Genomic DNA, 15,855 nt, shown 5'->3' with positions numbered 1-15,855 from the left:
GATGGAATCGATGGCAGGCGTCTTTGCGCCTCCCAAAAAGTACCGCATGGGATCGGGGGGCGGCAGCGCCAAAGGCCCGAAGACCGGGGGCACGATCCTCGGCATGGCCGTCGCATCGATGTTTCCTAAACCGGCATCATCGTCGGCTGGATCGCGCCCGAGCGCGCAGGCAAAACATGCGTTCGGAGGCGGATCGCAGGCCCGCATGAATACCCGCGCCGTGATGACGGCCGACCGTACTTCACGTCGCGCGCCAGAGGCCGTTGTGCGGATCACCGGGCGTCAACATGGCGGCGGCCATGTGCTCGCGAACTTTTCCTACATCAGCCGCCTGGGCCACGGCGATGAGAGCGAACTGGGTCTGGAAACGAGCGAAGGCGAGGTGCTGCGCGACGGGCGTGACATGCAGTTGCTCGCCCAAGAATGGCACGGCTGGGAGATGGATGGTGACGCTCGCAGGAAGGGTGCGACGTCGATTTCCATGATCCTTTCGATGCCCACTGGCACCGATCCGGATCGCTTGAAGGACGCCGCTCTCGACTTTGCGAGGCAAGAATTTGCCAATCGATCATGGGTCGCGTCGCTCCACATCGATCGCGACCATCCGCACGTTCACCTCACGATTGCGCGTCGCGATCACGATGGCCGACGCTTCCATCCGAACCGCGAAGATCTCTTCCGGTATCGCCAGCGTTTTGCCGAAAAACTGCGGACCCGCGGCATCGAGGCAAATGCCACGCCCGCCAGGGCGCGTGGCATTGACCCTATGCACGAGCCGATTGCCGCGGTGAAAATGCGTGAAAAGGGACAGGTGCCTGAGATCGACAAGAGCCGTATCGCGCGTGCTGAACGTCTTCGCGCGGCGGGTCGCGAAGACCCCGTCATAGCGATGCTGGCCAGCCGGCAGGCAACTGTTCGCGCTACCTACTCACGCTCGATTGTGGAACTCTCGACGTCGCCTTCAGCCGTCGATCAACACGTCGCTTGGAGCCTCGAGCGGTTCGCCGCCACGATGCCGGAGCCCGAACCAAACTCGGTCAGGGCAATGCGCCTGGGATGCGAGAAGGTCGCCGAGCCGATCGTCGCTGCACCTGTCCGACCGCCTGTTCGTATCCCCGACGCCTCGGTGTCGCGCGCCGATACCGGCCTCGACATCCTCAAGGCGCTTCATCAGAAAATGGCGGCGCCAGAGGTTCAACCCAAGACGCGTCCCGGCGATACGATGCCGACGCCAGCCCAGTCCGAGGACAGGGCAAATCGTATTCGCGATCTGAACGAAAAGAGCCGAGCCCCGACCGGGAAGGATGACGATCCAGATCGCGCGGGCACGCTCAGTGATCGTCTCCGAGCGATCACCGAGAGGATCGGCGAGCCCAGCCAGCCGATCGATGTGTCACGCCACGACGAGATCGTGAGGAAGGCCGAGGAGCAGAATCGCGAGCGGCTCGATCGCGACCGTTCAAAGGATAGGGGTGGGCCCAGCCGATGACTGCAGACGCATCAACCGTCGCGATTGCCGCGCTCATGGACGCCGTCTCCTTGCTCCGGGGCGAAGTGGCGGCACTAGCGAGAAGCAACGCGCGCATCGAAGAGTCCCAGGAGCAGCTACATCGCCGCATCAATGTCATCGACACGGGCATCGCGCCAGTTTCCAACGTAGTGCCGCACCAAGAGGCTATCCTCGCAAAGACGGTCGAGGGTCACGCTGACACGCATGCGTGGCTCAAAGCTCTGGCCCCGGTTCTACACAACCTCATCGAGCGGTCCGACGCCGATCGCGTGACGACAAGTTCGCTGCACCAGGACATCATCCGGACTCAGGAAATCGCTGGCGCTGGTGAGAAGGGGACCGCCAATATCGCCCTTGGCCTCGAGGTGATCGCAGGCCGATTGGATGAGGCCGCAAGTGCCAACCGGAAGGATCGCAGGGCAGGGGTCGCGAAAACCCTGGAATTGATCGGTTTCACCCGTGCAGCCGTGCTGGGGCAACGCGGCCCGCTGCCGATCGATGTTGAAGACGACCCCTTGATGGAACGGTTCATCCTCGCTCAACCGGCCGACCGCACATCCAACGAACGCGCCCTGGTCGACTGGCGAAAGGCAATCGCCGGCACCAGCGCGGAGGATCTCATCACGCTTCTTAAAAAGCAGCAGACGCCTTCACCGACGGACATCCCAGAGTCACGCCTCCTGCGGTATCGCCTCGCAGCCATCACGCGTGCGAAGATCGAAGAGCGCGGAGCAGTACCGCCACCACGGCCGGCGACGACCCGGGCGACGGATCGATCAGCTGGCAGTGGCTTCTTGCGATCCCAGGAACTCGCCGCGCTATGGCGAAAGGGTGAAAGCACAGAGCTATATGCCGAGCCCGAGCTGGCGGGCGCAGTCGATCTGTTCGATGCTTTTGAGGAGAAGCTCGAACCTATATCGGGGGACGTCGTACCGCCAGAGCTGACCGCGCTTCACCGCGATCTGGCCAAACGTATCGAACTCGGCGAACGGCCATCGCTCGGTGAGAGCCGCTCCCCGACGCAATACGAACCCACCATCACGGTGGAGTCGATTAAAGACCGTTAGGGTCACTGCTGCGCTGACCGGCCACCACTGGTAGCGAAAGGCGGAACGGCCAATTGAAACGCGCGACGATCAGACGCGTGTTGAGCGTTCCAGCAACCGATCGATATCAGCCATGCTCGCATCAAGGGCGGCCGTAGCAAGGGCTAGCGGCCCATCGTCCAGAATAGCGGGTTGCTCGACGATAAGCTCACGTTGCGTCGGCTGGATACGACCGCCAGCTACAAGCGTAACAAGGCGGGCACGGGCGAGCGCGTGCGCCTGGATATCGGCCCCGGCTCGAGACAGATCCAGCGCCCGCGCAAGCTGGATCCGCCGCAGCGGGCCAACCGCCACGACGAGCGCCCACGCCTCGCGCGCACGGGCGTTGCGGGATAGGCCGGCAAGCGCCTCGATACCGCGAACGCAGCGCCGGTTGATGAGCGTGAGGCGGTCGAAGCCACCGCGCGCGGTGTGTTCGCAATGCTTGACGAGGGCTTCGGCGCGCTCCTGGACGGTCAAATCGAGGCGGAAGACGGCCCGCGGAAGCTGACCTTCAAGCCCAGCCATGACACCCGCATTGTGGCTCAGCAATGCCAGGTTGAGCGCCCAACACCCTGACGGTGGTGCCGCGACATGGCGGTGCAGCGGTCCACCCGGCAGGTCCAGCATGGCGTCATGGCCCTGATGCTCGGCAAAATTGGGATGGTCAAACAGTATGTCGACAGCGCCAACAGCTGGCGCGATCGACTGCAAAGAATGATCGGCATCAAGCCCGGCGAGTCCGAGCGCGATAGCGAGTGGGCCGGTTGTCGACGCTGCGAACAGAGCAATCCGCGCGGTATCGAGCAGCGCGAGCTCATCGGAGGCGAAACGCCGGGTCGCATCGACCATGCGCGCTAGCGTGGCGGCGGGTGCTGCGATCGCGGGCACGCCATGATCAGCAAGCCATAAGAGCACGGCGTCACGACGCGGGTCATCGGTCAGGAGGATCGACATGCTGTCAGCGGAAGCCTGGTGAGCGGGGCCAACATCGCCAGCGCCAGCATCGCGCCGATACGCGCGCCATGCGTCCGACACGGTTGCCAGGGCCGCAACCTTGCGAATTTCGGGGGACGAAAAGCAGGTTGCGCCAGCCAATCGACCGAAAGCGTAGGCAAGGTGTGTGAGATCAAGCCGAGGCATCAAAAGTGTCATACCCTAGTAATAAGCAAATCACTAGGCATCAGTATTTGCCAATTCATTTCACTTACCATAATCGGACATTATGGTAACTACAGCGATGTGCTACGAAGGCGAAATGCAGGGTAAATTTGACCAACGGGCGCGGCCCTCATGAGCGAAATCATCGTCCACCGCACCGACGGGGAGGGGCTGCCGGTCCGGGCACGACGTGGGTTGGTCGAGCCGATCGATGCCCGCGTTACCCGGTTGCTGGGCCTTGCGCTGCCCGCTGATGCCGGCCCTGTCAGCGAGATCGGCTTTGCCGCGCAGCTTGGCGCTATGGCCGCGGCGAGCAAGGCGGCACTGGCGTCGGACCTGGCCTGCTATCTGCGTTGGTGTGAGGACATCCGTGTCGCCCCGTTGCCCGCAGAGCCCGAAAACCTGGTCCGCTACATCGCCATGCTCGAGGCGCGGGGCGCCAAGCCCGCAACGGTGGCCCGGCGGGTTGCCAGTCTTGCCACCGCACACGGCCTGTCAGGCCTGCAGGAGAGGGGGCATGCGCCCACCAGCCACGTCATGGTCCGCGCCGCCCTCAAGGGCCTGCGCCGACGGCGTGGCGCTGCTCAGCGCCAGGCTGCCCCGTTGCGCTTCGGGGCCTCGCTAGATCCCCATACCAAGGGGTTTACGCTGACGGCGCTGCTAGGCGCCTGTGGCGGCGACCTGCAGGGGTTGCGCGATGCCGCCCTGCTCTCACTCGGTTATGATGCGGGACTACGCGTCAGCGAGCTTGTCGCCGTCACCGTCGCGCATATCGATCCGCACAGCGATGGATCGGCGCTCCTGTTCATTCCGTCGTCCAAAACCGACCAGGAAGGGCAGGGGGCCTGGGGCTGGCTATCCGCGGACACGATGCGCCGGGTCGGCGCCTGGCTCGTAGCAAGTGCCATCACCGAGGGGCCGGTCTTTCGGCGTGTCGGAGTCGATCGGCGCCGTTTGCGCACCGCGGTTCCGCCGATGGCGTACGAGGCGATCCCCGGACACACGCGGCACTGGCAGGAGAAGCTCAAGGGCAAGAAGGCCGAACCGGCGCGCACCGTCTACACGGTCGGTACGGCCTCACTGAGCCGGCAGGGCGTCAACGGGATCTATCGGCGGGTGGCGCTGAGTGCATTTGATCAAGGGCTGGTCGAGATGCCGATCGCGAAGGTCGAAGATGCAGCGCGAGCGCTGTCCAGCCATTCGCTGCGCGTGGGGCTGACGCAGGATCTGTTCGCAGCCGGGGAGGACGGCGTTGGCATTGCCCAGGCACTCCGTTGGTCGTCGCCGTCGACGGCACTGCGCTATGGCCGGAAGCTTGCCGCCAAGAGCAATGTCGCGGCGCGCGTGTTGTCGAAGATCAGAGGCTGAGGACCGCCTTTGCTAGTGAATCTTACAGGATAGATAGTGGACGGGTAACTGGCGGATAAACCATGTCGGCTTTACTTCAACCATAGGCGCTGCCGAGAGTAGGTAGATGCTTTGCCGCTAGGAATGTTTGCCGGGCTGGCGTTCGGAAAGCCAATGGGGTTCTTCGTGGCGACGTGCCTTGCGGTGACGTTGCGGCTGGCGGAACTCCTCGAGGGGTTGTCCTGGCGGATGGTGCTCTAAATTGCACGTTGTCGGGCATCGGGTTCACGATCTCGCTGTTCATCGCCAACCTTGCCTTTCCGGACGTGCAGCGTACCGAAATGGCGTCCCTTGCCGTTCTTATCGCCTCGGTTGTGTCGGCCGGGCGCGGGTATGTCGCCCTGCGATGGGCGTCGGGCTCGGCTGACGTGCAACCTGACCATGTCTGATCGCCCGCCAACTGCCTGAATGCTCCCCGCATCAGTGGTCGCGGAGCGAGTGCAGCAACCCGATCGGCGGATGGAGCGATTACGGACGGCGGTGGTCGTTCGTATGCCTTGCGAGTTAGCGAGGGCAGGACACTCGCATCGATAGAAGCCATCCCAGCACCCTTCGTTGCAACGCAATCCTGTGGTCCGAATAGCTGTGATCGGTCGAGAAATGTGTCTGCTCCAGACGTCCAGTAGAGGCGCTCATCGCATCGGCCAATTCTCGATTACCAGCGGCGAAACCATCGTCGGACGTGCAGATCAGTAGAGGTCGTCCATCAAGTCGATCAGCGAAATTGCAGAGACGCCACTGCGTGGCATTCGCCGTAGCTTCTGCAGCGAGGGCCTGCGGGGATGTGCCCGCCAGTATGTGCAAGCCAGTGCTGGTGCCGACATTCTCGTCCACAACCGAGACGGCCCGATTAAAGGGCGGGTCGCCAAATGCGCCGCCTAGATCGGCCGCGGAGATCAGAGCGACAGCTTTGATGACTGGATGATGGGCGGCGACATACGCGGCGATGAACCCCCCCATGCTGTGGCCGACGACGGCGAACGCGTCAGGATCAATCCGGAAGTCCGCTATGTGGTGTACGCGTTGCAGCCACCCGATCGCAGCCGCGGCATCCTCGATACAATTGGCGAACGAAAATTGGCCGGGGCTGCCCCACGAACCACGGTAGTGAAACGTCAAAACGTTCCAGCCGGCTCGCCGCACGGACTGAGCAAGGTCTACGTTCTGCTCGTTGCCAGGAAGGCCATGCAAAAGGACCACGGTCGGGTGGGGTCCTGCACCTGCTGCGGTGTAGAGTACTCCGTTGAGATTCACTCCGCCGCTGGGAATGGCGCAGGCAAGCGTTTCCGACGGAAAGAATTGGTCGATGGACGGGTCGCAGGTGAGGGCGCGTTCTACGGCGGGCGATACGTCGATGTCCGAACGAACCTCTTGGAGGGGATTATCCCAACCGGTCATTGCCTTCCATTCCGCATAAAGAAATAACGCCTCAAGGAGATATCCAACCCTGGGAATGCGCCTGTCATCAGGCGGATACCCTCGTCCATCCCCCGACGGTACTAACCGATAGTATCAGTCAGTTTCGCTCGTACCGCTTCGATCCTTCGTCGACTTTCCCTCGACCTCTGCGTTCTCATCGTCGCCAGTATTGGCGTCGATTGCCTATGTGTATCCCGCACCTTCATCCGCGATACCGGCGTCGAGGCTCCTGTGAGCAATTTGCTGAAAACCGTCACCGCTCGGCTCGGAAGGATTGTTGTCGGTCATTACCCATCTCCTTCGGTAGCTTTGTATTTGATGACCAGCTATTCGGCACCCTCATCCGTGTCCATGTTATCGCGACCAGCCTTCGCGAGTTTCTCAACTTTATGGTCGCTGCGAGCTTCACCAGTCTGGTCGCCAGTCGTCGTCCCGTTCGGATTTTGCTTCTTGATGTCCTCGGCGGGGTTGGCACCCTCGTCGGAGTTTGGCTCGTTGTCGCTCATGATCCGCTCCTTTGCTGCGACCGTAATAACGTATGACGCGGAAGAGCAGGGCCAAATCAATCCTACTAACCTGTATCACCTCTTCCGGGGTAGCCTGTGGACGTTCCGTCCGGCCCATGCCTGTAGACATTGACCGTAAGGTGGGGATCAGTGACGCAAGCGGACGCGCAATAGCGAAGTCGAGGAACGTCGGGCTTAGGGAAGAGGCAAGGACGGACCAAGCGCCTGAATATGTTTCATTTAGAGGACAAGCTGACGGTAGACCGGCGTAAAATCCAGCCGGTCCTCGCGGCCAACGATTGCGAGAATCACCGCCTATAAGTTCTTGAGCGTGACGAGATTGCCCGAAGCTGGCACGAGAGACACTTACCGTTGGACCGGAACGATCAATGCTTACCCAGCTAGAGGAACGACCTCGATTTATCCTGCTTGAAGCGCGCACGCCGATCCAGCGTCTGACTCGGCTGGAACAGGCACTTGGATGCGGGGGCTCCCCTCCGATCTACGTCAAGCGCGACGACCTGATGGGCGTCGGTGGGGGCGGCAACAAGCTTAGGAAACTGGAGTTCTTGATCGGCGAAGCGATAGACCAGGGTTGCGATACGTTTGTCACCACAGGTGCGCGACAATCGAACCATGCCCGACTGAGCGCGGCTGCGGCAGCGAGAGCAGGGCTTTCCTGCGAGTTGGTCCTGACCGATACGGTCGCGCGGGACGACGAAGCGTACCGACGCAACGGCAATGTGCTGCTCGACGATCTGTTCGGCGCAACCGTACTACGAAAACCAGATGGTGTTGATGCCTTAGCGGTAGCTCAGGACCGTGCTGAGCAACTCTGCGCCGAGGGGCGCCGCGCCTATGTCGTCGGCTCCGGTGGCTCTTCGCCGCTTGGTTGCCTCGGCTATGCCGTGTGCGCAGACGAGATAATGGCGCAGGAGCAGGACCTGGGCCTTCGCTTCAACCGGATCATCGTGCCGAACGGTAGCTCCGGCACACATGCCGGCTTGGCTGCGGGGCTGAAGGCGGCCGGCGACAAGCCCGGTCGGATCGAATCTTTCACCGTCCTTGCCCCAATCGAAAAAGCGCGGGCAATCACCAACGAACTTGCCCTGAGGACCCTGGCACTCATCGATCCGGCCAGCGCGTTCACAGAGGGCGACATCGTCGTCATGGACGGCCAACTAGGCGCTGGCTACGGCATGCCGACTGAGGCAATGTTCGAAGCAGTCCGATTAGTTGCCCGGTCTGAGGGGCTGCTGCTCGATCCGGTCTATGGCGGAAAGGCCTTTACTGGCCTCATCGCTAATATTCGAGACGGCGCGTGGCGCAACGAGGAGCCGGTGTTATTTATTATGACAGGCGGCTTGCCAGGCCTATTCGCATACGAGCCGGCGTTTCGGCGTGATTAGTCTTGGCGACCGTCAGGCCAAGTTGAGTTCGATACCCAAAATCCTTAGAGATCTTGGGTAGGCCAATCGTCTAATTGTCAATCATCTGTCTACTTCGCCGAAAACGATATCGATCGATCCGAGAACGGCGGTCACGTCAGCCAGCATATGTCCGCGCGTCATCATGTCCATCGCTTGAAGATGGCTAAACCCCGTCGGGCGTATCTTGCAGCGGTAAGCGCGGTTGCTACCGTCGCTGATAAGATACACCCCGAACTCCCCCTTGGGACTCTCCGTGGCGACATACACCTGCCCCGCTGGTACGTGGAATCCTTCGGTAAACAGCTTGAAGTGGTGGATGAGCGCCTCCATGGACTGCTTCATCTCGCCGCGCTTAGGCGGAACCACCTTACGGTCGGCACTCGCGGTCGGCCCTTCGGGCATATCGCGCAGGCACTGCTTCATGATGCGTGCCGACTGGCGGACCTCCTCGACTCGGACCATGAAGCGGTCATAGCAGTCACCGCTCGTACCGACGGGCACTTCGAAATCCATTAGTCGGTAGACGTCGTAGGGTTGCGACTTTCTTAAGTCCCATGAGATGCCGGAACCACGCAGGACCGGTCCAGAAAAACCCCATTTTATTGCGTCTTCCTGACTAACAACGCCGATATCGACATTGCGCTGTTTGAATACGCGATTATCCGCCACCAAAGCGATCGCATCTTCAAATAGTCTTGGCAGACGAGTGTCGAGCCATTCGTCGATATCAGTCAAAAGCTGTCCCGGAACGTCCTGGCGGACTCCCCCCGGCCGAAAGTAGTTGGCATGCATACGCGATCCGGAGACGCGCTCGTAGAAGTTCATCGTATCTTCGCGTAGCTCAAAAAGCCAAAGATTCGGGGTCATGGCACCCACGTCCATAACGTGGCTTCCAAGATTTAGCAGGTGGTTCATAATACGCGTCAGTTCTGCGAAGAGAACGCGAATATACTGACCTCGAATCGGCGCCTCTAAGTCCAATAGCTTCTCAATGGCCAGGACGTAGGTGTGTTCCATGCAAAGAGGTGAGCAATAATCCAAACGATCAAAGTATGGAATGGTCTGTAAATACGGTTTGTTCTCTATAAACTTTTCGGTTCCCCGGTGGAGAAAGCCGACGTGCGGATCCACGCGTTCAACGATCTCGCCGTCAAGCTCAAGAACAAGTCGTAGCACACCATGGGCAGCGGGATGCTGCGGCCCGAAGTTCACGGTGTAATTTGCTATGCGGACGTCTCGCTGGGCGTCGTCATCGTTGGCGATCGGCTTACTGTCGTGGTTGGCCATGACGTTACCTTTCAAACTATCCATTCCGTTAAGCCCAACTATGGGCTAGTCATGAACAACGTAGGTTAACGATCTTAGGAAAAACTGATGCTTCGCTGCGCAGGGGTGGGGGCGCTGACTACCGGAATCCCGACGGAGCCCGAATGCAGATGGGGTTCACTGCTTTGAACCTCGACTTGATCAGTATTAACCGTATTTTTCGCTAAGTTTTAAATTACATCAAAGGCCATTCGGTTGCGGCGTGCGTAGGTCGAGAAATGGTTACACGTCCTCATCCCGCTCCGGCTGCGATCGGTATAAGTCCGCCCGAAGATACCCCGTACGCAGGGGTAATCGTTCTCGATGTCGACGCTGCTGACCTAGACCGAAGAATTTTCAGAGTACGTGAAACGGTACCAGTCACACGTGCTGGGAATTTGACATTGCTATATCCGAAGTGGCTCCCCGGCTATCACTCGCCTGATGCGCCAATCGAGTTGTTCGCTGGCTTTATAATTCGAGCGGATGATCAGGAACTCACGTGGCGCCGCGATGCTGTCGAGATGCACGCTTTCCACATCGACGTTCCGGAGGGCGTGACGAGCCTGAACCTCGAATTCGAGTTTCTCTCCCCGACCAGCCCGACCCAAGGGCGCGTCATCGTCACGCCCGAGATGTTGAACCTTCAATGGAACACGGTGCTTCTGTACCCCGCGGGCTATTTCGCGCGAGGTATCACCGTAACGCCGTCGATCACGCTACCGCCAGATTGGCTGCGCCCTGTCGGTAGCGTCGCGGTCGGAGGCCACGACGTGGTTCGATCCAGTCCAACTCGACGTTCTCGTGGATTCGCCAATGTTCGCAGGCCGTTACTTCCGGCGAATCGTACTCGATGCCGCAGGTGAGGTTCATCTAAATATCGTCGGCGACAGCGTAGATCTCCTCTGTGCTACCGAAGAGCAGATCGAGCCCCATCGAGCGCTTGTCACGCAGGCCGATGCCTTATTTGGCGCCCGCCATTTTGACCGATATGAATTTCCGCTTGCACTGAGCGACGAGCTTGGTGGGATTGGCGTTGAGCATCATCGGTCTTGCGAAACGGCAACCGTACCGAACTACTTTACGGATTGGGGGGCCAGCGCACCGAAGCGAGACACAATCGCCCACGAGTACACACGCAGCTGGAATAGGAAATACCGACGGGGCGCGGATTCCTGGACGCCGACATTCGAGAAGCCGATCCGGAATAGTTTGATGTGGGTATACGAAGGTCAAACCCAGTATTGGGGGCAAGTCCTCGCTGCGCGGTCGGGGCTTTGGACCAAGCAGATGGCTATCGAGGCGTTGGCGCAAACCGCCGCAAGCTATGGCATCCGTCAGGGTAGGCGGTGGCGGACGTTGAGCGATACCAAACGGGATCCGATAATAGCGGCTCGAAGGCCGCTACCGTGGGCAAGTTGGCAGCGTAGTGAGGATTATTATTCGGAAGGCCAGCTGGTGTGGCTTGAGATCGACACTCTGATCCGGCAACTTTCCGACGAAAGCCGATCGCTCGACAGTTTTGCACGAGCGTTCTTCGGGAAGGACGACGGTAGTTTCGTCACGCGGCCCTACGACTTTGCAGAAGTAGTAGATACCCTAGGCGCGATCGTAGACTATGACTGGACCGGCTTTCTGACCCAGCGGCTTCAGGGCAAGGCCGAAGGAGCACCGTTGGCAGGGATAGGTCGTGGAGGATACGAGCTTGTCTATCGCGATACGCAGTCTGATTTCGGCATCGCCTCGAACACAGCTTTGAACACGATCGACCTAATGTTTTCCCTTGGCCTCCTGTTATCGTCGGACGGCGCAATGCAAGAAGTTATCTGGGGAAGTCTAGCTTTTGAAGGGGGGGCTTGTTGCAGGATCGACGATAGTCGCCGTCAATGGTCGAAGCTTCACCGGCGATGAAATCAAGCGGGCAATTTCAGAAGCACGCAACGGTGGCGCGATCGATCTGCTGGTGCAGAATGGTAAGCGACACCGGAGCGTGTCCATCTGCTATCCAGGTGGGCTGCGCTACCCGCATCTCTTACCGATTGCGGGGACGAGGCGCCGACTAGATGACATACTCAGTCCGCGATAAGGTGCGGCTGATGCGGTTCGCATGTCGACTATATAGCCGAACTTACCGGTCGCGTTTTTCCAGATATAGATAGGCAGGATCAAATTCGCCTGCATGAGTGAGAGCGGCCCAATCGAGGATCGTTACCTTTCCGTCCTGGAAGGTGACGATTTCGCTGTCCCGCAAATCTTTCAACGTGCGGTTTACATGGACGTTCGTCAGTCCGGTACAATCTCCCAAATCGGTCTGCGTCAAAGGAAGCTCGTAGCTGAGGCCCTGCGTAAGACCAACGATCTCGAAGCGGACGAACAATTCACAGAGCAGTGCCGCGAGCTTCGCGCGTGCGCTACGCCGGCCGAGCGATATTTCCCACTCGCGGTGTATTGCAGCGTCAAGGTTTGTCGAAAACCAGTACAACCGAGTAAGATGCGGGGATTGCCGAGTGATTTCGGTCAAACGATCATGGGGGACGGTTGCCACCCGGCACGGCGTCAACGACATGATCGAATGATCGAGGTGCTTGAGCGTAAAGCTGTGCAGGTCGGCAAAGTCACCCGCGACGTGCAATTCTGTGATCTGGCGCTGGCCATTGCGCAGATCCCGGTATCGACACAGTATGCCGTCAAGCAGCAGCGTACTATGAGTCAACTCGACACCGGGGTTGATCAGTACATGATCGGCAGGATGTTCGCGGTATTCGCCAATCGCCGTTCGGATCGTCTGCTCGTCGTCTGGCGACAGCACGTTGCGGGCGCGAAGCTTCGCAAAATGACGTTCTAACATGTCGCATCCTTGCGTGGATTGCCGACCTAGGCCGTTTGTCTTTAGTGCCGGCTGGCGGCGTGCGGACCGCGCATATGCATAATCGGACCGTGAACGGCAAGAACCGGGCCCCAGTCGTTACCGCATCGCGGCGATCGATTCCGTCATGATCAGTCGCGCCACGGTCCGACCGTCGTCGTCGGTGACATCGATACGGCCCTGCAAATCGAGAATGTCGGAAGAGCGGGAGGCAAGCCGGCAGAAGAGTCGGTTTGCCTCGATTAACGCACCCTCGGCATCCCTTGCGCTAACAGAGTCGGTCTGCAGTATCACGCCGTCACGCGCGCGGACGTTCATGTAGTAGGTCGGCATCACAAATTGCCGGGAAGGGTTGCGAGAGCAGGATGGGAGGTCGGCCGTTCCTGCAACGAGAGCCGTTCAAACTCGGTCAGATCGTGGGCACAGAAAATTCGGATGGCATCACTCTGTTGTCCGGCGAGAGCGCGCAGTCGGCGTTGGTTCGCGATCCGCGCGGCGGCATCGACTTCCATCAGGCGCTGATACGCCCGCAGTCCCGGAGGGCAGGTCCGATGATCGCCTCGGATCTCTCCATTCTGGAAATAGGCATCGCCGGCATAGAAAAGCCAACGACCGCTGTCTTCAAGCACGGCAACGCCGGCATGGCCCCAGGTATGCCCTGCCAAAGGGACGAGAAGGATTTCTGGCGGGAGGCCCTGAAGATCGCGTACGGCGTCGAAACCAAACCAAGGCTCGCCACCGCCCAGCGGGTAAAGTGACCAGTTCGCTGCATCGTTCCATTGTTGGGGACGATAGCGTTTGCGCGACACGAACGCACCGCCCTTGCGTTCGTCGGCGACCTCCTTCTCGCGTGCGGTGACGTGTACGCGTGCGTTGGGGAAATCCTCAATACCGCCTGCGTGATCGAAATCGAGATGTGTGACGACGATGTGCCGGACGTCGCTTGGATCGAAGCCAAGCCGACGGACCTGCGCAACCGCGGTCTCCTCGGGTCGCAATTGCGGCCGGTTCAGCGCGATAAAGAAGCGGGAGAGGCGATCGCGCGGTCGAGCGATATCCTGCGCGCCATAGCCCGTATCGACGAGCACCAGGCCATTATCGGTCTCGATCAAAAGGCAGTGGCATACCAGGTGAGCGGAGACCCCGGTGCTGTAGCCATCGAACAGATGCCCGCCGATGGGGCAGCACGTGCCACAATTGAGATGGTGAACCTTCATGCCTATCCTCTCAACAAGTACCAGCTCATCAGCGGTCACGCGGCTGCCGCGTGAATGCCGAGATAGTCTAATGTTTTCAACCGTTTGTACGGAGCAATGTTTTAGCTGGTAATGCTCGACCTGTAGCGGACGGATATTAGACACTCTTCATAAGGACGCTTTGAAAAACGCGTTAACACACGTTAAAACGCTCGGATTAATTGGAAACCGACCAGGTAAACCGCGTTGAAGATGGCGTTCATCGAGAGACCATCTTTGGAGTGCGCAATGTATTATCATGACAAGCGACTGCAGTACCCAGTCCAGGTCACCAATCCCGACCCTGCGTTCGCACGTATGCTTCAGCAGGCGATCGGCGGGGTCGAAGGCGAGATCCGGGTCTGCATGCAATACTTCTTCCAGGCATGGGGCAATCGCGCGCCGACGACCAAATACCGTGACATGCTGTTGCACACGGCAACTGAAGAAATCGGTCATATCGAGATGCTGGCGACGGCCGTCGCGCTGAATCTCGAGAAGGCGCCGACGCATCTTCAGGAAGAGGGTGTCAAGGACAGCATCGTTGGTGCGGTGATGGGCGGGGAAAACCCGCGTCACAGCATCGAGGGCATAATCCACAAGAACCTGCTTTCGGGCGGTATGGCCGCGATGCCAATGGATTCCGACGGCGTGCCGTTCAACATGAGCCATATCTACGCCAGCGGGAATGTTGCAGCCGATATGTATTGCAACGTCGCGGCCGAGAGCACGGGGCGTGTCCTCGCGGTCCGGTTGTTTAACGCGGCGCACGACGAGGGCATGAAGAAGATGCTTCATTACATGATCGCGCGCGACACGATGCATCAGCAGCAGTGGCTAGCAGTAATCGAGGAGCTTGGCGCCGAAGCCATGAACCTGCCGATCCCCAACAGCTTCCCGCAGGACATGGAAGATCAGCAGAACAACTATAATTTCTACGCGACCTCGGTCGACGGCACTTTCCCGGAAGGCCGTTGGACGTCGGGTCCGTCGATAGACGGCAAGGGCGAGTTCACCGTGTTCCGTAACGAACCGCTCGGCGACGAACCGGTAATGGGACCCGCACGCCCCGACAGCGGTGCGCAGAACCAGCAGATCGGCTGAAACGAGGAGGGGGGCGTGTGCTCCCTCCTCGATTCGCGTGCGGTCGCACCGCGCGTTGTCGGACGATGGCATAGGCAGGTAGCATGATAGAGAACGGAAAAGGGGGGCGATCACGCGCGACTATCATCGCCGCGGTGGTGATGATCTCGATCGTGGCAATCGTCGTGATGACCTTCGTCGGGCTCAACAGCCACGACGTTAAGAACGCGGCAGAAAACAATATGATCGCCGAAGAAACGGGGTGACGACGACCATCTCCGTCGCGCCTGGCCAATTCCTATTCTGGAAGGATTAGATATGAGCACCTCACCCGATACGCTGAAGACTCTTTTCATCACCGGCGCCGTCAATCTTCACGCTGTGGAGAAGCAGGCGCTCTCGATCATGACGCCACAGGTGGCGCGCATCGAGAACTACCCTGAGATAGCCGACCGGCTACGCGAGCATATCGAGGAAACCAACGATCAGATCGCCCGGCTGGACGAGATCCTGGCGACGTTCGACACCAGCGGTTCGGTACTGAAGGATGCGGGCCTGAGCTTTACCGGCAGCATGGCGGCGATTTCGCATAGCGTGGCCGGTGACGAAATCCTCAAGAACAGCTTCGCCAATTACGCGTTCGAGCATTTCGAGATCGCTGCGTACAAGTCGTTGCTGACGCTGGCGGAGGATGCTGGGATCACCCAGGCGACCGCGTTGTTACAGCAATCCCTGCGCGAAGAGCAGAGCATGGCGCAGTGGATCGACGAAGCGTTGCCGATGGTGACCCGTCGTTACGCATCGCTCTACGCTGATGGCGGCGCGAGCACAGCCAAGGTTTGAGCGAT

At 59.8% G+C, this 15,855-nt stretch carries 15 protein-coding genes and 1 pseudogene; 9 read left to right on the top strand and 7 right to left on the bottom strand.

Translation table 11 applies throughout. The features are described 5' to 3' along the window. Position 1 precedes the first annotated feature (1 nt). Positions 2–1,489, top strand: coding sequence for a relaxase/mobilization nuclease domain-containing protein (locus J4O76_RS19380; RefSeq protein WP_426283698.1), 1,488 nt, complete (start codon positions 2–4; stop codon positions 1,487–1,489). Then, the gene (locus J4O76_RS19375) at positions 1,486–2,577 is read left to right on the top strand and encodes a hypothetical protein (protein WP_426283697.1); all 1,092 of its coding nucleotides are present in this window, start codon (positions 1,486–1,488) and stop codon (positions 2,575–2,577) included. The genes J4O76_RS19380 and J4O76_RS19375 overlap by 4 nt, the downstream gene beginning before the upstream one ends. 69 nt (positions 2,578–2,646) lie before the next feature. On the opposite strand, the gene J4O76_RS19370 is transcribed toward J4O76_RS19375, so the two are convergent. Beyond that, positions 2,647–3,552 (bottom strand): hypothetical protein, encoded by a 906-nt coding sequence (locus J4O76_RS19370; protein WP_426283696.1) that lies wholly within the window; start codon positions 3,550–3,552, stop codon positions 2,647–2,649. A gap of 336 nt (positions 3,553–3,888) precedes the next feature. Here J4O76_RS19370 and J4O76_RS19365 point away from each other — a divergent pair, with 336 nt between their 5' ends. Then, complete coding sequence (locus tag J4O76_RS19365) at positions 3,889–5,124, top strand: integrase (RefSeq protein ID WP_426283695.1); 1,236 nt, start codon at positions 3,889–3,891, stop codon at positions 5,122–5,124. 123 nt (positions 5,125–5,247) lie between these two features. Continuing rightward, positions 5,248–5,552 (top strand): annotated as a pseudogene (locus tag J4O76_RS19360) (Na+/H+ antiporter NhaA). A gap of 115 nt (positions 5,553–5,667) precedes the next feature. On the opposite strand, the gene J4O76_RS19355 reads toward J4O76_RS19360, so the two are convergent. Both J4O76_RS19355 and J4O76_RS19350 read right to left on the bottom strand, forming a co-directional pair. Continuing rightward, positions 5,668–6,561: an alpha/beta hydrolase family protein gene (locus tag J4O76_RS19355; RefSeq protein WP_426283694.1), complete on the bottom strand. Its 894-nt coding sequence runs from the start codon at positions 6,559–6,561 to the stop codon at positions 5,668–5,670. A gap of 347 nt (positions 6,562–6,908) precedes the next feature. After that, positions 6,909–7,088, bottom strand: a complete 180-nt coding sequence (locus J4O76_RS19350; RefSeq protein WP_426283693.1) for a hypothetical protein — start codon at positions 7,086–7,088, stop codon at positions 6,909–6,911. A 389-nt stretch (positions 7,089–7,477) separates the two neighbouring features. Between J4O76_RS19350 and J4O76_RS19345 the strand changes: the two genes are divergently transcribed. After that, positions 7,478–8,497 (top strand): D-cysteine desulfhydrase family protein, encoded by a 1,020-nt coding sequence (locus tag J4O76_RS19345; RefSeq protein ID WP_426283692.1) that lies wholly within the window; start codon positions 7,478–7,480, stop codon positions 8,495–8,497. 81 nt (positions 8,498–8,578) lie between these two features. Here the strand turns inward: J4O76_RS19345 and J4O76_RS19340 are convergent, their stop codons facing one another. Next, positions 8,579–9,805, bottom strand: a complete 1,227-nt coding sequence (locus tag J4O76_RS19340) for an NADH-quinone oxidoreductase subunit D (protein WP_426283691.1) — start codon at positions 9,803–9,805, stop codon at positions 8,579–8,581. Positions 9,806–10,062: 257 nt separating this feature from the next. Here J4O76_RS19340 and J4O76_RS19335 point away from each other — a divergent pair, with 257 nt between their 5' ends. Next, positions 10,063–10,689, top strand: coding sequence for a hypothetical protein (locus tag J4O76_RS19335; protein WP_426283690.1), 627 nt, complete (start codon positions 10,063–10,065; stop codon positions 10,687–10,689). Next, positions 10,640–11,734 (top strand): hypothetical protein, encoded by a 1,095-nt coding sequence (locus J4O76_RS19330; RefSeq protein ID WP_426283689.1) that lies wholly within the window; start codon positions 10,640–10,642, stop codon positions 11,732–11,734. The genes J4O76_RS19335 and J4O76_RS19330 overlap by 50 nt, the downstream gene beginning before the upstream one ends. A gap of 217 nt (positions 11,735–11,951) precedes the next feature. Here the strand turns inward: J4O76_RS19330 and J4O76_RS19325 are convergent, their stop codons facing one another. The 3 genes from J4O76_RS19325 to J4O76_RS19315 form a co-directional block, all read right to left on the bottom strand. Next, complete coding sequence (locus J4O76_RS19325; RefSeq protein ID WP_426283688.1) at positions 11,952–12,671, bottom strand: Crp/Fnr family transcriptional regulator; 720 nt, start codon at positions 12,669–12,671, stop codon at positions 11,952–11,954. 117 nt (positions 12,672–12,788) lie between these two features. Then, on the bottom strand, positions 12,789–13,007 hold the full coding sequence (locus tag J4O76_RS19320; RefSeq protein WP_426283687.1) for a DUF6894 family protein: 219 nt from the start codon (positions 13,005–13,007) through the stop codon (positions 12,789–12,791). 14 nt (positions 13,008–13,021) lie between these two features. Then, positions 13,022–13,945, bottom strand: a complete 924-nt coding sequence (locus J4O76_RS19315; protein WP_426283686.1) for an MBL fold metallo-hydrolase — start codon at positions 13,943–13,945, stop codon at positions 13,022–13,024. Positions 13,946–14,173: 228 nt separating this feature from the next. Here J4O76_RS19315 and J4O76_RS19310 point away from each other — a divergent pair, with 228 nt between their 5' ends. Both J4O76_RS19310 and J4O76_RS19305 read left to right on the top strand, forming a co-directional pair. Beyond that, a complete protein-coding gene (locus J4O76_RS19310; RefSeq protein WP_426283685.1) occupies positions 14,174–15,028 on the top strand; it encodes a manganese catalase family protein in 855 nt (284 codons plus the stop codon). Between the two features lie 297 nt (positions 15,029–15,325). Further along, a complete protein-coding gene (locus tag J4O76_RS19305; protein ID WP_426283684.1) occupies positions 15,326–15,850 on the top strand; it encodes a ferritin-like domain-containing protein in 525 nt (174 codons plus the stop codon). Positions 15,851–15,855 lie beyond the last annotated feature (5 nt).

Origin of the sequence: Sphingomonas sp. NFX23 (assembly GCF_049887795.1) — a bacterium.
Lineage (GTDB): Bacteria > Pseudomonadota > Alphaproteobacteria > Sphingomonadales > Sphingomonadaceae > Sphingomonas.
The sequence above is the reverse complement of the archived record's forward strand: the minus strand, read 5'-3'. Positions and strand labels throughout refer to the sequence as shown.